This window comes from Bradyrhizobium sp. USDA 4341 (genome assembly GCF_054063755.1).
The window spans coordinates 4,246,058-4,263,074 of the sequence record NZ_JBSSGO010000002.1 but is presented as its reverse complement, the minus strand read 5'-3'; the positions used below and the strand labels follow the sequence as shown (position 1 = coordinate 4,263,074).

Annotated in this window: 14 protein-coding genes; 12 read left to right on the top strand and 2 right to left on the bottom strand. The window is 60.4% G+C overall.

Annotated elements, in window-relative coordinates; all coding sequences use genetic code 11:
* Nucleotides 1–502 precede the first annotated feature (502 nt).
* Nucleotides 503–1,993, bottom strand: coding sequence for an MFS transporter (locus tag ACVIGB_RS26210; RefSeq protein WP_456720466.1), 1,491 nt, complete (start codon nucleotides 1,991–1,993; stop codon nucleotides 503–505).
* A 277-nt stretch (nucleotides 1,994–2,270) separates the two neighbouring features.
* Here ACVIGB_RS26210 and ACVIGB_RS26205 point away from each other — a divergent pair, with 277 nt between their 5' ends.
* Both ACVIGB_RS26205 and ACVIGB_RS26200 read left to right on the top strand, forming a co-directional pair.
* Nucleotides 2,271–3,242 carry a helix-turn-helix domain-containing protein gene (locus ACVIGB_RS26205; RefSeq protein ID WP_456720467.1) on the top strand — a complete coding sequence of 324 codons (972 nt, stop codon included), beginning with the start codon at nucleotides 2,271–2,273 and terminating at the stop codon, nucleotides 3,240–3,242.
* A 167-nt stretch (nucleotides 3,243–3,409) separates the two neighbouring features.
* On the top strand, nucleotides 3,410–3,979 hold the full coding sequence (locus ACVIGB_RS26200) for a TetR/AcrR family transcriptional regulator (protein WP_456720468.1): 570 nt from the start codon (nucleotides 3,410–3,412) through the stop codon (nucleotides 3,977–3,979).
* A gap of 75 nt (nucleotides 3,980–4,054) precedes the next feature.
* Here ACVIGB_RS26200 and ACVIGB_RS26195 read toward each other — a convergent pair whose 3' ends face one another.
* The gene (locus ACVIGB_RS26195; RefSeq protein WP_456720469.1) at nucleotides 4,055–4,954 is read right to left on the bottom strand and encodes an MBL fold metallo-hydrolase; all 900 of its coding nucleotides are present in this window, start codon (nucleotides 4,952–4,954) and stop codon (nucleotides 4,055–4,057) included.
* A gap of 341 nt (nucleotides 4,955–5,295) precedes the next feature.
* Between ACVIGB_RS26195 and ACVIGB_RS26190 the strand changes: the two genes are divergently transcribed.
* The 10 genes from ACVIGB_RS26190 to ACVIGB_RS26145 all read left to right on the top strand — a co-directional run bounded on the left by ACVIGB_RS26190 (nucleotide 5,296) and on the right by ACVIGB_RS26145 (nucleotide 16,983).
* Nucleotides 5,296–6,516: an ABC transporter ATP-binding protein gene (locus ACVIGB_RS26190; protein WP_456720470.1), complete on the top strand. Its 1,221-nt coding sequence runs from the start codon at nucleotides 5,296–5,298 to the stop codon at nucleotides 6,514–6,516.
* Complete coding sequence (locus tag ACVIGB_RS26185; protein ID WP_456720471.1) at nucleotides 6,513–7,403, top strand: ABC transporter permease; 891 nt, start codon at nucleotides 6,513–6,515, stop codon at nucleotides 7,401–7,403. The genes ACVIGB_RS26190 and ACVIGB_RS26185 overlap by 4 nt, the downstream gene beginning before the upstream one ends.
* Nucleotides 7,400–8,230: an ABC transporter permease gene (locus tag ACVIGB_RS26180; RefSeq protein WP_456720472.1), complete on the top strand. Its 831-nt coding sequence runs from the start codon at nucleotides 7,400–7,402 to the stop codon at nucleotides 8,228–8,230. The genes ACVIGB_RS26185 and ACVIGB_RS26180 overlap by 4 nt, the downstream gene beginning before the upstream one ends.
* A gap of 11 nt (nucleotides 8,231–8,241) precedes the next feature.
* Nucleotides 8,242–9,369, top strand: a complete 1,128-nt coding sequence (locus tag ACVIGB_RS26175) for an ABC transporter substrate-binding protein (protein ID WP_456749235.1) — start codon at nucleotides 8,242–8,244, stop codon at nucleotides 9,367–9,369.
* On the top strand, nucleotides 9,309–10,304 hold the full coding sequence (locus ACVIGB_RS26170) for an arginase family protein (protein WP_456749234.1): 996 nt from the start codon (nucleotides 9,309–9,311) through the stop codon (nucleotides 10,302–10,304). The genes ACVIGB_RS26175 and ACVIGB_RS26170 overlap by 61 nt, the downstream gene beginning before the upstream one ends.
* 8 nt (nucleotides 10,305–10,312) lie before the next feature.
* On the top strand, nucleotides 10,313–11,542 hold the full coding sequence (locus tag ACVIGB_RS26165; RefSeq protein ID WP_456720474.1) for an SfnB family sulfur acquisition oxidoreductase: 1,230 nt from the start codon (nucleotides 10,313–10,315) through the stop codon (nucleotides 11,540–11,542).
* Between the two features lie 345 nt (nucleotides 11,543–11,887).
* Entirely contained in the window at nucleotides 11,888–13,042 is a 1,155-nt protein-coding gene (locus ACVIGB_RS26160; protein ID WP_456720475.1) for a M24 family metallopeptidase, read from the top strand.
* A 9-nt stretch (nucleotides 13,043–13,051) separates the two neighbouring features.
* Entirely contained in the window at nucleotides 13,052–14,137 is a 1,086-nt protein-coding gene (locus ACVIGB_RS26155; RefSeq protein WP_456720476.1) for an ABC transporter ATP-binding protein, read from the top strand.
* Nucleotides 14,127–15,236, top strand: a complete 1,110-nt coding sequence (locus ACVIGB_RS26150) for a polyamine ABC transporter substrate-binding protein (RefSeq protein ID WP_456720477.1) — start codon at nucleotides 14,127–14,129, stop codon at nucleotides 15,234–15,236. Before ACVIGB_RS26155 ends, ACVIGB_RS26150 begins: the two co-directional genes overlap by 11 nt.
* Entirely contained in the window at nucleotides 15,223–16,983 is a 1,761-nt protein-coding gene (locus tag ACVIGB_RS26145; protein WP_456720478.1) for an ABC transporter permease subunit, read from the top strand. The genes ACVIGB_RS26150 and ACVIGB_RS26145 overlap by 14 nt, the downstream gene beginning before the upstream one ends.
* The last annotated feature ends 34 nt before the right edge of the window (nucleotides 16,984–17,017 follow it).

Here is a 17,017-nt window from a genome sequence, read left to right as displayed (position 1 = left end):
GTTCGAGCCAACCAATTTGCATCGGCACCCTATCGTTACATGGCGCATCGGGCGGCGGCCAAAGCACGACGCCGTCGGCTCATCCGTTTTCGGAACGGGCTTGCTTCGATTCGTTGATAAGAAATCTGGTTGCGATCCGGTTCTGCTGTTTGGAGTGATCTATATCGACCGGTCAGTCTACTTTTATGGCGGCGATGCCCGGAGTCAAGGCGCGATACTCAATCAACGAGAGAATGCAATGACCTTTCAATCGTACCGTGCTTCGCGACGCATCTAATGCTGCAACACCATGCCGCTACAGCATGAATGTTCTTGTCGCTTGTAGGCTTGGGCGGCGAGGAGATCCCAATCGGGCGGAACACGTTGCTGCTTGGTCGTGCCGCAGGGCGCGCGATAAGAGCGAGTGGCACAACTTCATCCGCTGATTGTCACATTCATAACGCGCACCTCACATCGCGCGTTATGAATAGAACCTCTCCTGCGCGCGTGCCCTGGTCCGCGCTCAGGCCTTCTTTGTGCGGGTGAGATAGAAAAAGCAAAGCGCGCTCAGCGCTGTTGCGAGCAAGTTGAAATAAGTCGCGGTACCCAGCGCGTGTCCGTAGTGATAGCTCCTGGTCTCCACCGTGAGCGCGAGCGGTTCTGGCAAATTGGCGAAGAAGGCTACGCCGACGATCGCTACGCCAAATGCTGCTCCCAATGTCTGCATTGTGCCGACCATACCGGAGGCCATGCCGGCCTGCGCTTCGGGAACTGTGGAAAGATTGGCGTTGAGGGCAAGCGGGATAGTCAGGCCCTGGCCGAAGCCATTGAAGACCAATGAAGCCACCATTAGCGGCGCGCTAGCCGGAACGATGAAGGCGACGAGTACGGACAGAGTGAGACCGATGAAGAAGGCGCCGACGCCGAGCAGCAGGGATCGGCCCCCCAGACGCCGCACGATAGCGGGACTTAGACGCGCGGCGGTGATGAACGCGAGCGCGGTGGGAGTGAAGATGAGGCCGGCGACAAGCGGAGTGTAGCCGAGGCCCGCTTGCAGGAGCAGTGTCAGCGACAGGAAAAACGAGCTGATGGAGGCGAAGAACAAGAATACGCCGATCACGCCGGCGAGCAGGCGGTGATTGGACAGCATGGTGATATCGAAGATTGGAACCTGGCCCCGACGCACGAGTGCGGCCTCGAAGCGTGCAAACAGATAGAAGACGGCCACCGAACTGAGGGGGAGAACGATCGACCACCACGGCCAGCCGTGATCCTGGCCTTCGAGGAACGGCACGAACAGGATCAGCAGACCCGAGGCAAGGATGATCGCTCCCTTGACGTCCAATCGAGCGGGAACCGGGGCCCGGGTTTCGATGATCCACATTGAGCCGAGCAGGAGCATCACCAGGCCGACCGGCACGTTGATCAAGAAGACGAGGCGCCAACCAAGGCCGAACAGGTCGTAGGTAACGAGCAGGCCTCCGCCAATCTGCGCGATCGGAGAAGCCAGGCCTTGGACGATGCCCATGATGCTAAACGCCTTTGGCCGCGCGTCGCCTTCGAACAACACGCGGATGGTCGCCAGGATCTGGGGCATCAGCAGCGCTGCGCCGATGCCTTGCAGGACTCTCGCCGCGACGAGGAATGCTGCTGATGGTGCCAGGCCGCACAGGGCCGATGCGACCGTGAAGACGCCTGTTCCGATCAGAAACAACCGCTTTCGGCCATACAGATCGCCGAGGCGTGCGCAGTTCATCAGAAACACGCCGTAGGCGGCGCTGTAGGCGACCATCACCAATTGCAGATCGGCGGGACTCGCATTCAGATTCTGCCGGATGCGCTCCAGAGCGATGTTGACGATGAACAGGTCGAGGGTCGTCATGAATATCCCCGACACCAGCACCGCCAGCGCGTACCAGCGATCTCGTGCAGGCTCGCTGGGGGCCTGGACAAGTCCAACACCGACGAGCTGTCCGTGGATTGCAGTCTGGTCGGCCGACGACGCGAGTTTCATTGCAAGCTCTCCTGGATACGGTTTCGTCAGATTGCGGCTCGTATGACGTTTAAAAGTACCTTCGATTGCGCTCGACGCGCGATGCGCAGTGGCGTCATGCGGCGCGCCGAGCGTTGGTCGCGCGCGAATGTGCATCGCATCGCCGCACGGGTGCACACGACGGCCGTTCAACGTCGAACAGAATTTTGCGGATGATCCTGACGCGGTGTTGCTGGATTGACCACTGGCAGAAATGCCTATTATGATGCATATCGTGTCAACCGCGCAGCGATCTCGCATGAACGCCCCGAAGATTGCCATTCTGACCTATGACGGGGTCAACACCTTCGAGCTGGGAATCGCCATGGAGGTGTTCGGCCTGCCCAACATGGGACCCGGCTGGTACGACGTGGCGGTCTGCGGCGATCAAAAGCGCGGAGCGACATCGAGTTCGTGCCGCGTTCAAATCAAAGCCAGCAGAGGGCTGGATGCGCTGAACGACGCTGAGACCGTGATCGTGCCGGGATGGCAGGATATCGACGCGCTGCCGCCGCGCAACATTCTTCAGCGCCTGAGAGCGGCGCATGCCCGCGGTACCAGGATTGCGACGATCTGTGCAGGTGTGTTCGTGCTGGCGGCGACCGGCCTGTTGTCGGGGCGTCGTGCAGCGGTGCATTGGGCGCAGGCCGAGGCGCTCAAGCGGAAGTATCCGGATATTGAAGTCGATTCCCGCGTACTGTACGTCGACGATGGCGACATCTTAAGTTCCGCGGGCCGCGCTGCCGGATTGGATCTTTGTATCCACATCGTCGAGCGTGATTACGGCACCCGCGTCGCCAACGATGTGGCGCGCCGATTGGTCGTTCCGGCGCATCGGGAGGGAGGCCAGGCCCAGTACATTCCACGCCGCGTGCAGCCTGTGCACAATGCGATGGGAGATCTGTTGGGCTGGATCAAGCAGAACCTCGAAAAAGACCTGGCGATCGAGAAGCTTGCGGAGCGGGCGCGCATGTCGCGCCGGACTTTCATTCGGCGGTTCATGGATGCGACGGGCACTATGCCGGGGGAGTGGATCACGCTCGAGCGGATGAACCACGCCAAGATGCTGCTCGAGGATACCCGCGCCTCTGTCGAACAGGTTGCCGAAATGTCGGGATTCGGCTCGGTCGATACGCTGCGTCACCATTTTCGCACGCATCTGGCGACGAGCCCAAGCCGCTATCGGGCCTGCTTTCAGAAGACCTTTCCGGAAAAGCGCCGCAGCTACTGACGGCGAAAGCGGCATGAGGGGAGGCTGTCTCGTTGGAGCGCCCCGCCATCTTGCGGAGCCATGCCCATGCCCTGACAAGGGCGCTAAGAGCCGCACCGGGCCTACTATGGTGTCTGGCGCATTCTTACTCTAGTCTTGAGCTAGCGAAACCAATCCGTTCTTGTCCGATGCAGTCAAAGAGACAAAAACTCCTGGAGACGGCGATCCGCCTGTTTGAGCTCGAAGGCATTCAAGCCATCGGTATCGAGCGCATCATCGCGGAGTCCGGCGTCACGAAGATGACGATGTACAATCAGTTTGGATCCAAGGAGTCGCTGATCGTCGAGGCACTCGAGGAGTGCGCACGGCGCTCCATGCAGTCCCTGAAGGCGTTTGTCGACAAGAGCCGCTCCCCGCGCGGCAAGGTGAGGGCGATATTCCTTTGGCACGATCAATGGTTTCGTCGTGCCAATTTTGAAGGTTGCGTGTTCAACAACGTTGCGGGCGAGATTCACAACGCAGATTCCGCGGTCCGGCGCGTGGTGCTACGTTACAAGCGTGACATGGAACGATATTTCGCGTCTGTCCTGGCCGCCCAGGGGATTGCGCCATCCAAGCGGTTGGCAACGCGGATCATGCTTCTTGTCGAAGGAGCTACCGCAATGGCCTATGTGTGCGGTAAGCGCGACGCGGCCATCGAGGCATGGGAAGCATTTGAGCCCTCGCTCAAGGCGCACAAGCTTCTCGAAGCGATTTGAAGCACGGCGGCCTGCCTGCAAGAGCGACGCCCGCCGGACGCTTGCGAAATTGTCGGCGCGAATGCCAGCTCTTGGTTACCTCGCTGCGGCATGCTGGGCCGCGATGGCGGGACCGAACTCCAGGGTCTGTCCATCGTCGGGGATACGGAGCTGCGCGGCAGGTATTCCGCGATCGAGCGCATGCTTCCGCAAATCGGCGCGACCGACCGTTGCATGGTCCAGCGAATCGAGATGAGTCGCGACGACAATGGCTTCAGGCGCGGCGTTACACACCGCAACAGCCTGCTCGGCGTCCATGGCGATCTGCTCGCCCTCCCACAGAGCGCCACAGGGATGGATGACAATGATGTCGGGACGGGTGTCACGTATCGTCGTTTCGACGGGCGGATACAAAACTGTGTCGCCCGACCAGTAGAGCGTCGGTTCGTGCGGAGCTTCGATGCTGAAGCCGATCACGGGGCCCATCTTCTCGACAACGGCGCCGAAACCGTGCCGTCCGTCGCGCCGCGTTAGTTTGATGCCCTGCCAATCGATGGTGTCGGTCAGTGGCGTCACGTTCTCGAAGCCGAAGGAGCGAATCTTGTCGTCGTCGCCCGGCTGGCTGATCAGCGGCAGTTGCTTTGGCACCAGCGACTGAGCAACGGAATCGAAATGATCCGAGTGTAGATGGGAGACGATGACAAGCTCAACGCCGTCGAGAATCTCGTCGGTGCTGGCGGGAAGGTCGACCAGCGGATTGGGCGAGCGCCCTGCAATGGCTGGCCGACTGTGTTTCGGCGCAAAGAAGGGATCGATCAAGATCGTACGGCCGGCTGCCTCCAGTTTTAGAGTGGCATTGCGCAAAAGCCTCAGTTTCATCGATGAACTCCTTTTGAGATCGATTTCGAGGATGCTGCTCGGGCGGTGCCTGGATCGACTGGAACGACCTTGGGCGCGCCTGCACTTATTGACGATCGTTAACGCGCGCACGCTCATTGGCCAGTGGCAAGGATGACATTTATCGTGAATATCATGCCATTCCGGTTTGGACGATCACAATGCGACGTCACCACAGTGGGCGGCACGTAACGACCGGAGTCGTGAGCGTAGTTCTGCGGGCGCAGCACGCGCCGGCGGGAGCAACTTTCCTTCGACAGAAGAGTCGCGTCAGCCCGGCTCAGCCCGGCATGCGTTACGGACATCGAAGCGCAACGGCATTTCTAAGAACGGATCGAACGCGAAACAGAACGCATGTCGGCGCCGTTTGCATGGTGGGTTTATCGCTTTTTCCCGGCAGCACTCGACATTGCGCATCGTCGACAACATCATCGCGCCTCTTGGACCAGCTTTTGAATTTCTTTCGAGACAACCAGAATGTCGCCTGGGTCATCTTTTCGGCCGAACCAACGCACGAAAGCCACCACACCGTGATGTCATCGACTTTTCTGAAGCTCGATGGCATCTGCAAGCGCTACGGCGAGCTGAACGCGTTGGAGTCTGTTTCTCTCGCGGTCGCTCGCGGAGAATTCTTGACATTGCTGGGACCATCCGGGTCCGGCAAGTCGACGCTGCTTGCGGTTCTCGCTGGTTTTACCGCGCCGGACCGCGGCTGCGTCTTCCTGGACGGGAATGACATCACGCATCTCGCGCCGGAGACGCGCCGGTTTGGCGTTGTGCCACAAGGTTACGGCCTTTTTCCTCATTTGACGGCCTATGAAAACATCGCCTTCCCATTGCGTGTGCGCCGTACCCTCAGAACACGCGTCGACAATCGTGTTCAGAAGGTGATGGAGCTCCTGCAAATTGAGGGCTTGGGCAACCGTCTTCCAATGCAACTTTCCGGCGGGCAGCAGCAGCGCGTCGCGTTGGCACGGGCGCTTTCCTTCGAGCCGGATCTGTTGTTGCTGGACGAGCCAATGAGCGCGCTCGACGCGTCCTTGCGGCGCGACTTGCAGGCTGAACTTGTTCGGCTTCATCGGCAAGTTGGCACAACTTTCATCCATGTCACGCACGACCAGCAGGAAGCGCTCGCCCTGTCTGACCGCATCGTGGTGTTGAATCGAGGCCGGGCCGAACAGGTTGGTTCACCCCGCGCGATCTACGACCGCCCAGCCAGCCGCTTCGTCGCGAGCTTTCTCGGCAAGAATAATCTGCTGAAGGCGATCACGCTCGGCGGGGCCGATGGCTGGCTCCAGCTTCGCTGGCAGGGCTATAGGATTGCGGCGAGGCCTGGAGCTGTTCCGCTGACTGCCGGTCCCTGCGTCCTTGCAGTTCGTCCCGAAAACATCACCCTAGATGCGGTTCGAGGCGGACCATCGCATTCCGACGATCGGATTCGTGGCAAGGTCATCAGCCGAAGCTTTCTGGGCGCCTCGACCGATATTGTCGTTGCTGTAGGCGACGACACCTTGACGGTCACGTTGCCTGCTGCCGCACGGCCGATAGCGCCCGGCGAAGAGGTCTGGCTAACCTTCGACAGCGAACGGCTTTGGTGTCTGCCGAACAGCGATACGACTTCGTCCCAGCTCTCCGCGGTTGCGTCGGAGCTGGCGGCATGAGCCCTGCGCTGACGGTACAAAGAGGGCTGCCACGCTCCCGCCTTCCGGTCGCACCGGTTCGCGCTCGATCCGTGCAAGATCGGATGCTGGCCGGCTCCGCCTTTGTGCTCCTGGCCTCTTACTTCGTTCCGTTGGCGGGAGTGGTTGGCCTGAGCTTTCTGGTGCCGAAGCCGGGATTTGGCAATTACCTGGCCGTCCTTTTGAACCCAACGATTCGCTCGGTCGTCGGAAACACGCTTTGGATCAGTTGCCTGACTGTGGGCGTTACGCTGTGCCTCGCATATGTGACCGCTTACGGGTTGGTACAGGCCAGTCCGGCAGCTCGAAAACTGATGCTCGCCTGTGTGCTGCTGCCCTTATGGATTTCCGTGCTTGTCCGAAACTACGCATGGATAGCCTTGCTTGCGCCCGGCGGAATCGCGAACAGCATCCTGCAGCACTGGGGCTGGCTGGAGCACCCCTTGTCGCTGGTGCGCAATACGTTCGGCGTCGTTCTGGGCATGGTGCACTACATGTTGCCTTACGCCATCCTTCCGATCTACGCCCAGATGGTGCAGATCGAAGGGATTCTGCCGCAGGTGGCACGGTCGCTGGGTGCAAATCGCCTCCAGACTTTCGTCCGCGTCTTCTTGCCACTATCGCGACCCGGCCTGGCAGCCGCGGCGTTCATTATCTCGATCATGTCGCTGGGCTTCTATTTGACGCCCGCCATTTTGGGAGGTGGCAAGACCGTCATGGTGGCGGAATTCATATCCGTCCAGGTGACGGAAACACTGCGCTGGGACATCGCGACGACTCTGAGCACATTGCTCCTCCTCGTCACAGGCGGGCTGGTATGGCGGTTTAGCTACCTGCTCGACCTGGCCACGGCCAAGCCGAAGACATGAGCACACGATCACCCCTGATCGCGGTTCCCTTCGGGCCTGCGCGCTACGTGTCCCTTCTGGTGGTGGCATTCCTCGTGCTGCCATTGATTGCGATCGTACCGATGTCGTTCAGCGACACCCGCTTCCTGTCGATGCCGCACAATGGCTTGTCCACGCTGCATTATCAGCGCCTGTTCGGCGACCCGACCTGGCGTGATAGCCTGCTGCATAGCGTCGGCATCGCGTTTCCGGCTGCAAGTCTTGCCGTCCTGCTCGCTCTCGCATTCTGCCTCGGTGCATGGCAGCGACAGGGCCGCGCGGTTCGCCTCCTGAAGATATTGATGCTCGGACCGTTAATCGTGCCCGGGATTGTTCATGCCGTTGCCTACCATCGCGCCTTGTCGATCCTGGGGCTGTTCGACAGCTTCACGGGAACCATACTCGTTCACGCGATCAAGGGACTACCGTTTGCCATACTCTCGATTTCCGCCGCGTTGTCCTCGGTTCATCCGGAGACGTTGCAACTCGCCCGTAGCTTTGGGGCCTCGCCGGTACAAGCCCTGCTGAAGGCGCTGGTACCGCAGATTCGCTACGGCATTCCGGCGGGCTTTGTGCTCGCGCTGGTTACCTCCTGGGACGAGATCGTTGTGACGCTATTCATCACGAGCCGCAACGTGAACACTTTGCCAAAGCAAATCTGGCAGAGCCTCTTCCTGAATCTCGATCCCATCGTTGCGGCGCTAGGCACTCTGGCGTTGGTCGCAACATTGCTGGTGCTTTCAGCCCTGTCGTTACGCGGTGCCCGCCCTCTTGCTGTTGCCGGCTTTCAAGCCGATCGCTTGAATTGAAAGTAGATGTCATGCCTGATTTTTCGCAAGATGCCGATTATATGCAGTCCCTCGAGTGGTCGCTCCGGGCGGCGACGCAAGGCAAGACCGTCCATCGCCGCCACTTCCTTCAGCTCTTGTCAGCGTTGGGCGTCGGTACAGGCTCGCTGGCTTTCTCATCTTCCGCAAATGCGCAGCAGAACGAGCTCGTGGTTGCCAATTGGGGCGGCGACGCGCTACCCGCGCAGCGCGACGTCCTCGCGGCGGAGTTCGTCAAACGTTATCCGGGCAGCCGTGTCGCATTCGACACGACGGGTCCCACGCCCGGAAAGATCAAGGCAATGGTCGAGTCGAGCAATGTTGCATGGGACGTGGCCGACCGAAATCTGCTGTCCGCGCTGGAACTCGGCCGGCAAGGCCTGCTGGAAAAAGTCGATGAATCAATTGTCGACCTTAACGCGGTGCCAAGCCAGTTCCGCACCGAATGGGGTGTCGGCTCATACTTCTTCTCTTTCGTCATCACTTACGATAGCGCGCGCTTTGGTGCGACGCCGCCGCAAACGTGGAAAGATTTCTGGGACACGCAGAATTTCAAGGGAAAGCGCGCGTTGCGCAACAATGTAGAGGGTGTTCTGGAGTCGGCGCTGCTGGCGGACGGCGTTGAACGGCACAAGCTGTACCCGCTCGATGTCGATCGCGGCCTGGAGAAGGTGCGTGCCATCAAGAAGGACACGATCTTCTACAGCAATACGTCGGAAGCCCAGCAGTTGCTCCGATCGGGAGAGGTATCGGTCGGTAGCCTCTGGAATACGCGTGCGCAAGGCGTGAAGGAGGATACGAAGGGACGGGTCAATTATCACTTCAATGAGGGCATTCTCCTGATCGCCGCCTGGAACGTTCTGAAGGGAACGAAGAACGCCAAGGACGCCTGGAGATGGGTGGCGCTATCGCAAGATCCGACGCTTCAGGTGGCGCTGCTCACCCGGCTGGGTTGGGGGCCGATCAATCCGGCTGCGAACAAGCTCATTCCAGCCGAATTGCAGCAGCAAAACCCCGGCTCACCTGAAAACCTCGCGCGTCAGGTGGCGGTCGAGGCCGAATGGTACGCTCGACACTATTTCGAGGTTCAGAACCGATACCTCGACGTGCTTGCGTCATGAGCATGGCTGACGACGCCCCAATTGACGCTGCGGCTCCGCTTACCTTCATGGGCGCGCCCTTTGTGGCTCGCGTACCGCCGCAATCCCGAGCCGTCATCGGCGGACTTCCGTTTGATGCCGGCCAACACGCCTCGCGCCTGGGCTCGCGGCTTGGACCGCGAAGCGTGCGTGAACAGTCGATCCAGTTGCGCGCGGTGGATCCCGACAGCGATTGCGACGTCCTGGCGGCGCTCGGACTGGTCGACGTCGGGGACGCGCGCGTGCAGCACGGCGATCTCGACGCCTCTCAGCGCGCCATTGCCGATTTCGCCGGCACCCTCGTCAGCACGAATGCGGTTCCCCTGATGATCGGAGGGGACGGCAGCGTCACGCTGCCTCTGCTCCGCGCGGTGTCACGACGCTACCGGGAGCTCGCGGTCGTGCATTTGGATGCACACACGGATGCCTATCCGCTGACTGGCAATATCGGACCGGCAGCTTTCCATCGAGCCGTCGAGGCACGGCTGCTGGACCCCACGGCATCGTTCCATATCGGGTTGCGCGGTCCAGTCTCCTCAAGGGGGCTCTATGCGCACGCTCGCCAACTTGGCTATCAGCTAGTAACACTCGCCCAGCTCCTGGATCGCGGCATTGCGGCGGTATTCGACGAAGTGAGCCTCCGGCTTGCCGATCGTCCCGTCTATGTTTGCTGGGACATGGATTTCTTCGATCCGTCGGTGGCGCCCGGCGTCATCACCCCGAGCTGGGAGGGCGTCACGGCACGGGAGGGCTTGCTGGTCGCGCGATCGCTGCGCCGGCTCAATATCGTTGCGATCGACATCAACTGCGTCAGCCCGCCCCACGATGCCGCGGGTCTCGCCGGATTTCTCTGCGCTCGGATCATCTTCGAGTTTCTCGTCGGCCTGGCCACGTCGTCCAGGGCGTCCGAAAGGTAGCAACCGCGATGAATGTAGCGCCCCCCATCACGCACTTGGATCGAGCGTCCTCGCACGCTGCCACACGTGTGATTCGCACGTCCGAGGAAGCGCTTGCGGTCGCGCGAGAGCTTGCCCCGGCGTTGGCCTCCGGTGCGTCGGAGCGCGACAGTCAGCGTCGCCTGCCGCACGGGGAAGTCAGGCAATTTGTCCAAAGCGGATTGTGGGGTATCGGCATCCGACCCGAGTTCGGCGGCGCTGGCGCTTCGTACGAGACCATCATCGAGGTCGTGGCGACGATCTCGGAGGCCGATCCGTCGATTGGGCAGCTTCCGCAGAACAACTACCTGTTGCTCGAGAACCTGCATCGCATCGGCACTGAGGAGCAGAAGCGTTTCTTCTTTGCTGAAGTGCTGAGCGGTAAAGTGATCGGCAATGCGTTCGCCGAAGCCGGCGGAAGGGATGTGCAGGACATCCGCGGCCGCATCAGCCGAACGGCCACGGGCCTGAGACTGAAGGCCCACAAGGTCTATTGCACCAACGCGTTGTTCGCGGACTGGATACCCATCTCCGGCGTCGACGATGATGGCAACGTCGTTTATGTGTATGTGGAGCGCGATGCTGCCGGCTTATCGGTCGTCGACGACTGGAACGGATTCGGGCAACGAACGTCGGCAAGTGGCACGGTGATTGCGGATAACGTTGAGGTCAATCCCGCGCATGTCATCGAGCGCCACAAATCATTTTCAAGGCCGAGCCTGAGCGGTCCCTTCGCCCAGCTCTTGCACGCTGCGATTGACCTCGGAATTGCGCGGGCTTCCTTTGCGGAGGCGGTGCGGCTTGCGCGGGCGGCGTCGCGTCCCTGGATCGATAGTGGCGTGGAACGTCCGCAGGATGATCCCCATACGATCGCCTCGCTCGGTGATCTCCAAATCCGGGTGCACGCCGCCGGCGCGATGGTTGAACGGGCCGCTCGCATCATGGATGCGGTGCGGGACCATCATGACGAAGCGGATGTTGCGCGCGCCTCTGTCGCGGTCGCCGAGGCAAAAGTACTGGCAAACGATACGGCGCTGTTCGCCTCATCCAAGCTGTTCGAGTTTGGCGGCGCGAGCAGTGCTCGCACAAGCCTCAACCTCGATCGGCACTGGCGCAATGCCCGCACGCATACGCTGCATGACCCCGTGCGGTGGAAGTATCACTTGATCGGCAACTATGTGCTGAACGAACGAAATCCGCCCCTTCACAACTGGGCTTGAGAATGCGGGGACATGATGCTTGAGCAGCCTGAGGACGATGAACTGCCGTTCGCCAATTTTGTGAGAACCCCGATGCCGCGAGCCAAGCAGCCGGCTGGAGGCGTCGAAGAGGACGGGGAGCATTTGAGGGATATGACCGACTAACGGGAATAACGAGACGGCCACGCGTGGCACGATTTTCACGACAATTGTCATTCGTGCTCCTCGTCAATTTCGATCCGGCCCAAATACCATCGATATCATGAGCTTCTGAGCGGTATTTGTATTCGGACGCCTGGAATCAGGTGGGCAACGATCGAACCATTGAGGGGAGTTCACGATGGCGGGCATGATGCGGGGGATCAAATGGCGCTTCACTTCACGCGCTCCGAATTCGAGGGACGGCAGCAGCGGCTGCAAGATGAATTGATCCGGCTTGGCCTGTCGGGACTTTTGATATTTCGACAGGAAAGCATGTATTGGCTCACCGGCTATGACACATCCGGATACTCGCAGTTTCAGTGCCTTTGGTTCGGCGTTAGCGGTGATATGGTGTTGCTGACGCGTTCTGCGGACATTCGGCAGGCACGGCTGACTTCGACAGTCGACGATGTCCGCCTCTGGGTCGATCAGCACGGCGCGAACCCCGCCGAGACGTTATTTGGCGCGATCCGCGATCGCTTCAAATTCGGCAGCCGGATCGGCGTCGAATATGGCGCCACAACGCTCAATGCGCAGCGCGGCAAGCTGGTGGACGCGGCATTTGCCAAGGATGCAAAATTGGAGGATGCGTCCGAGCTGATCTCGGCTCTGCGCCTCATCAAGTCCCCCGCCGAGCTTGTCTATGTTCGGAAGGCCGGCCGCATTGCCGACCAGGCATGGCGCAACGGAGTGACCAGGTGCGTGCCCGGAAATTCCGAGTCCGACATCCTGGCCGAACTCTACGGCACGGTCCTCGAGGCGGGAGGCGATCCGGCGGCTGGACGTTTCGTCTGCGGGGCCGGCGATAACGCTCTGCAATGCCGATATTTCACCGGCAAAGGAACGATCGGTGGGATTGACCAGGTGACGATAGAGTTCGCGGCAGCCTATCGCCACTACCATGTGGTCCTCATGCGAACGGCGCTGGTCGGGCAGGCGAGCGCCACGCAACATCGCATGCATGCTGCGGCGGTCGAGGCTCTCGCCGCCTGCCAGCAGCGGTTGAAGCCGGGATTTACCTTTGGTGACTTGTTCGATGCTCACGCCGAGGTGCTCGATCGCCGCGGGTTTCAGCATGCGAGACTCAACGCCTGCGGCTATAGCCTCGGAACGTCCTATCCACCAACCTGGATGGAGTGGCCGATGGCCTATACAGGCAATCCAGTGTCCATCGCGCCCGGAATGGTGATCTTCCTGCACATGATCCTCCTCGACAGCGAAGCTCGTCTTGCGATGAGCCTGGGGGAGACCTTCATTGTGACCAATGAAGCACCCGAGCGTCTTTCGGCGCTCGATCACTCCCTTCCGCTCGTCAGGTGAGAGACCGATATGAGCACGGTCAAGGGGCAAAGCGTCGAGGTTCGGTCGCTGAGTAAAGCCTATGGCCCGACGGTCGCGCTCGATGATCTGTCCCTCACAGTACAGGCAGGCGAGTTTCTCGCCATTCTTGGTCCGAGCGGATCGGGGAAGTCGACCGCCCTCATGACGATCGCCGGCTTCGAATATGCAGACCGGGGCCAGATCCTGATTGGCGGACAGGCCATCGACCGTGTGCCAGCTCACCGACGCGGTATCGGTATGGTGTTTCAACGCTATGCTCTGTTCCCCCACCTTACCGTCGCGGAGAATCTTGCCTATTCGTTGCGGCGGCGGGGTTGTTCGGACCGGGAGATCCGGCAGCGGGTCGCGACGGCGCTCGATCTTGTCAAGCTGACCGGGCTTGGTGCGCGATCGATTGGCGAACTGTCCGGCGGCCAGCAGCAGCGCGTCGCGATCGCGCGGGCGACGATCTCCAATCCGACGGTGCTCCTGATGGATGAGCCGATGAGTGCGCTGGACAGGAAGCTGCGGCAGCATATGCAACTTGAGCTCAAGCTGCTTCAGAAAGAGCTCGGCACCACCGTTATTCTCGTTACCCATGATCAGGAAGAGGCGATGTCGATGGCAGATCGGATCGCGCTGCTGGATCAAGGCCGACTTCGTCAGGTGGGTACGCCGGCAGCTCTCTATCACCGCCCGGCCGATGCATTTGTCGCTGACTTCATCGGCCGCACGAACTTCCTGCCGCTCTACAACAGCAGTCTGCGCGTCGTCGGATTTGCGACGGGGCTCGCACTTGCACTTGCGGCAGATAGTCCGAGAACAGGTGCAAGGGCCGGGGTTCGCCCGGAAGACGTCGTGCTCTGCCCCGAACATGAGGGGGGCGAGGCCTGCCGCGTCATCGAGACAGCTTTCAGCGGATCGACCCAAACGGTGCTGGTGGAGGCGGCCGGACACCGGCTGATCGCCGAACAGCCAGCGCGCGAGCGCGCCTGGCGGCCGGGCGACGTGGCCGTCCTGCGCTTCCGTTCGGGTAGCGTTCGTCTATTCGACCAATCCCCCGTCATAAATCAGGAGAACTCCCATGCCGCTTGAACTCACCCGACGGACATTGCTTGGCGGCGCGGTGCTGGTGGGCGGTGCGGGGTTCACCTTTCCGGCGCCAGCCATTGCTGGGTCAATGCTGAAAGGCAGCGGCTCCGTGGTCGTCCATGACGGCGGCGGGTCCATGGGGGCAGCTCAACTGAACGCCTACTCCGAACCCTTTGAAGCGGAAACCGGAATTAAGGTCATTCATCAGCCAGGCGTGGCGTCCGGCGTGCAGTTGGCGGCAGTCCTGGCAGGAGCTCCCAAGCACGACGTCTCTCTGCTCTCCGGAGGCGCGATCGCCAACTTCGAGAAGGACAAATTGCTGCTTCCCATCGACTACGATCTCTGGGCGAACAAGGACCGGGAGGGCTATGACGTCATTGCTGCCGAGAACAACTACGCGCCGGCGATGATCTACTCGATGCTGATTGCATATGAAGCCGCGAAGTACGGAAGCAAGGCCCCCTCAAGCTGGGCCGATCTATGGAATTCTCGAGATTTTCCCGGAAGGCGGACACTTGCCGCCGGGACCAATGCCGCAGATGGCGCGACCTATGAGATCGCGCTGCTGGCCGATGGTGTTCCACCCGAAAAGCTCTATCCGCTGGACTGGAAGCGTGCGTTTCGGAGCCTCGATAATCTGCGAAGCAATGTCGTCAAATGGTGGGCCAGCGGAGCCGAATCGGTGCAGCTCCAGGTCGACCAACAGGCAACGGTTGGAAGCGCCTGGAATGGACGCATCGACGGCGCGAATGATCAAGGAGCAAAGATCGGCAAGAGCTGGAATCAGGGCATTTTACAATGGGCAGCCTGGGCCGTTCCAAAGGGAGCCTTGAATGTTGAGAATGCGCAGAAATACATCGCCTATATGAGCCGTCCGGAGCCTCAGGCGAGATTCTCTGAGCTTATCACCTATGGACCCACCAACGCTCGAGCGTTCCAACACCTCTCCAAAGAGCGGGCAGAGTTAATGCCTACGGCGCCCGAGCTCAAGGAGCGACAGATTGTCCAAGACTACGCCTTCTGGAATGCGGTGGACACCACGGGAGAAACTGGCTTGCGACGCGCCATCGTTGAGTGGGAGCGCTGGATTGCCGGAGGCTAAGATCACCAATTTCTCTGATGGGCGATCCGGGCGGGCGGGACGGATAGCTCTCTATTTTCCCGGAGTTGCGCTTCTGATTGTCGGCTACGCCGCGCCGATGGCCATCGTCGTCTGGATCAGCCTGCGGCATCAGGGGCATTGGAGCATTCAGGCCTACACCGAGATCATTCGCACGCCCGTCTTGTTGGGAATTTTCCTCAAGACCCTATGGATGGCGTTTTCCGTCACCGGGCTCTGCGCGTTGCTGGGATATCCCTATGCCTATTTCGTAGCGACCCGGATCCGCCGCTATGCCGTTCCGATCATGATGCTCGTGGCGATTCCCTATCTGACCAGCATCCTGATCCGTTCCTATAGCTGGATCGCGATCCTTGGCAGCTCCGGCATTGCGAACCGGTTGCTCATTGCCGTCGGCCTGACAAGCGAGCCGTTGCCGCTGGTCTTCAGCAGTTTTGGCAGCTATGTCGGCATGGTCCACATCCTTCTGCCGATGATGATCCTGCCGCTCTACGGCGCCTTGCGGAGATTTGATCCGGCGCTGATCAAGGCCGCGCAGAGCCTTGGCAGCGGCCCAGCGACCGTCTTCTGGACGGTCGTTTTTCCGCTTTCGCTTCCGGGACTGGCGGCCGGGTGCGCGCTGGTCTTTCTATGCGCCCTTGGCTTTTACATCACGCCAGCCATGCTTGGAGCCCCTGGCGACTACATGGTGGCCCAGGCTATTGAAGTCCGCGTCTCGACATTAGCGGATTTCGATTTCGCAGCCGCCCTGGCTTGCATGCTGTTTTTCGGGGTGACCGCGTTCCTCGTCCTGTTTCGCCGGAACATTGTCGCTCCGGGAGCTGACGGAAACGATCGATGGCGGTCCGGACGAGGCGGCCTGCGCAGTGGTGCCTGGTATCGGCGATTGGGTATCGGCCAGGCGGCCGTAGCGCTTCTTACTTTGTGCGACGCAATGGCTTTTGTCGCCAGTCCTTGTCTCTACATCCTCTTCATCTCGGTCCTGCTGTTCCTGCTGGCGCCGATGATCGTCGTCGTCATGATCGCGTTCAGTAATGCACCCTATCTCATGTTCCCACCTCCGGGCCTTTCTACACGCTGGTTTAAGTCGCTGCTCGCCGATCAACGCTGGCGCGACGCAGCCCTCTTCAGCTTCAGCATGGCCGCACTTTCCGCTTCCACGGCATCGCTGGTGGGGACAGCTTATAGTGTCTTTCTAACCAGAGGTGCCTTCCGCGCACGCGGGGTCATGTGGCTGGCCGCGATTGTCCCGATGATCCTGCCCCAAATCGTGCTTGGAATCGGGTTGTTCTTTCTCACTGTTGCATTGAAGCTCAACGGTACAATCGCTGGTTTCTGGCTGGGCTTTACGGTTCTCGGATTTCCCTATGTGGTCATTATCATGACGGCCGCCTTGCAAAACAGCGACATGGATGTCGAGCGAGCAGCGGTCGGTTTGGGGGCCGCGCCGATGACGGCCTTCTTGACCGTTACGCTGCCACTTCTCGTTTCCGCCCTGTCCAGCGCCTTCCTCTTCGCCTTCCTCGCCGGGTTCGATGATCTCGTCTTGAGTATGTTCTTGAGCTCGCCAACCAAAACGCCACTCGCAATGTTGATGTGGCAGGATATTCACCTGGAAATCAGCCCCAAGACAGCCGTAGTCGGCGCTCTCCAATTGGCCGTGTTATTTGCGGTATCGATGCTCGCGGTCTTCCTGCAGACATCCAAAGCTGCAATAAAAAAGTTCTGAATGATCCTATCGCGCATGCATGTGCCGACGCTGT

What these genes read in the sequence shown, in the direction of transcription:
- ACVIGB_RS26175 (WP_456749235.1), top strand. Translation starts at nt 8,242, where the DNA reads ATGCCTGATTTTTCGCAAGATGCCGATTATATGCAGTCCCTCGAGTGG.
- ACVIGB_RS26180 (WP_456720472.1), top strand. Translation starts at nt 7,400, where the DNA reads ATGAGCACACGATCACCCCTGATCGCGGTTCCCTTCGGGCCTGCGCGC.
- ACVIGB_RS26210 (WP_456720466.1), bottom strand. Translation starts at nt 1,993, where the DNA reads ATGAAACTCGCGTCGTCGGCCGACCAGACTGCAATCCACGGACAGCTC.
- ACVIGB_RS26160 (WP_456720475.1), top strand. Translation starts at nt 11,888, where the DNA reads ATGGCGCTTCACTTCACGCGCTCCGAATTCGAGGGACGGCAGCAGCGG.
- ACVIGB_RS26205 (WP_456720467.1), top strand. Translation starts at nt 2,271, where the DNA reads ATGAACGCCCCGAAGATTGCCATTCTGACCTATGACGGGGTCAACACC.
- ACVIGB_RS26150 (WP_456720477.1), top strand. Translation starts at nt 14,127, where the DNA reads ATGCCGCTTGAACTCACCCGACGGACATTGCTTGGCGGCGCGGTGCTG.
- ACVIGB_RS26165 (WP_456720474.1), top strand. Translation starts at nt 10,313, where the DNA reads ATGAATGTAGCGCCCCCCATCACGCACTTGGATCGAGCGTCCTCGCAC.
- ACVIGB_RS26195 (WP_456720469.1), bottom strand. Translation starts at nt 4,954, where the DNA reads ATGAGCGTGCGCGCGTTAACGATCGTCAATAAGTGCAGGCGCGCCCAA.
- ACVIGB_RS26170 (WP_456749234.1), top strand. Translation starts at nt 9,309, where the DNA reads ATGGTACGCTCGACACTATTTCGAGGTTCAGAACCGATACCTCGACGT.
- ACVIGB_RS26185 (WP_456720471.1), top strand. Translation starts at nt 6,513, where the DNA reads ATGAGCCCTGCGCTGACGGTACAAAGAGGGCTGCCACGCTCCCGCCTT.
- ACVIGB_RS26200 (WP_456720468.1), top strand. Translation starts at nt 3,410, where the DNA reads ATGCAGTCAAAGAGACAAAAACTCCTGGAGACGGCGATCCGCCTGTTT.
- ACVIGB_RS26155 (WP_456720476.1), top strand. Translation starts at nt 13,052, where the DNA reads ATGAGCACGGTCAAGGGGCAAAGCGTCGAGGTTCGGTCGCTGAGTAAA.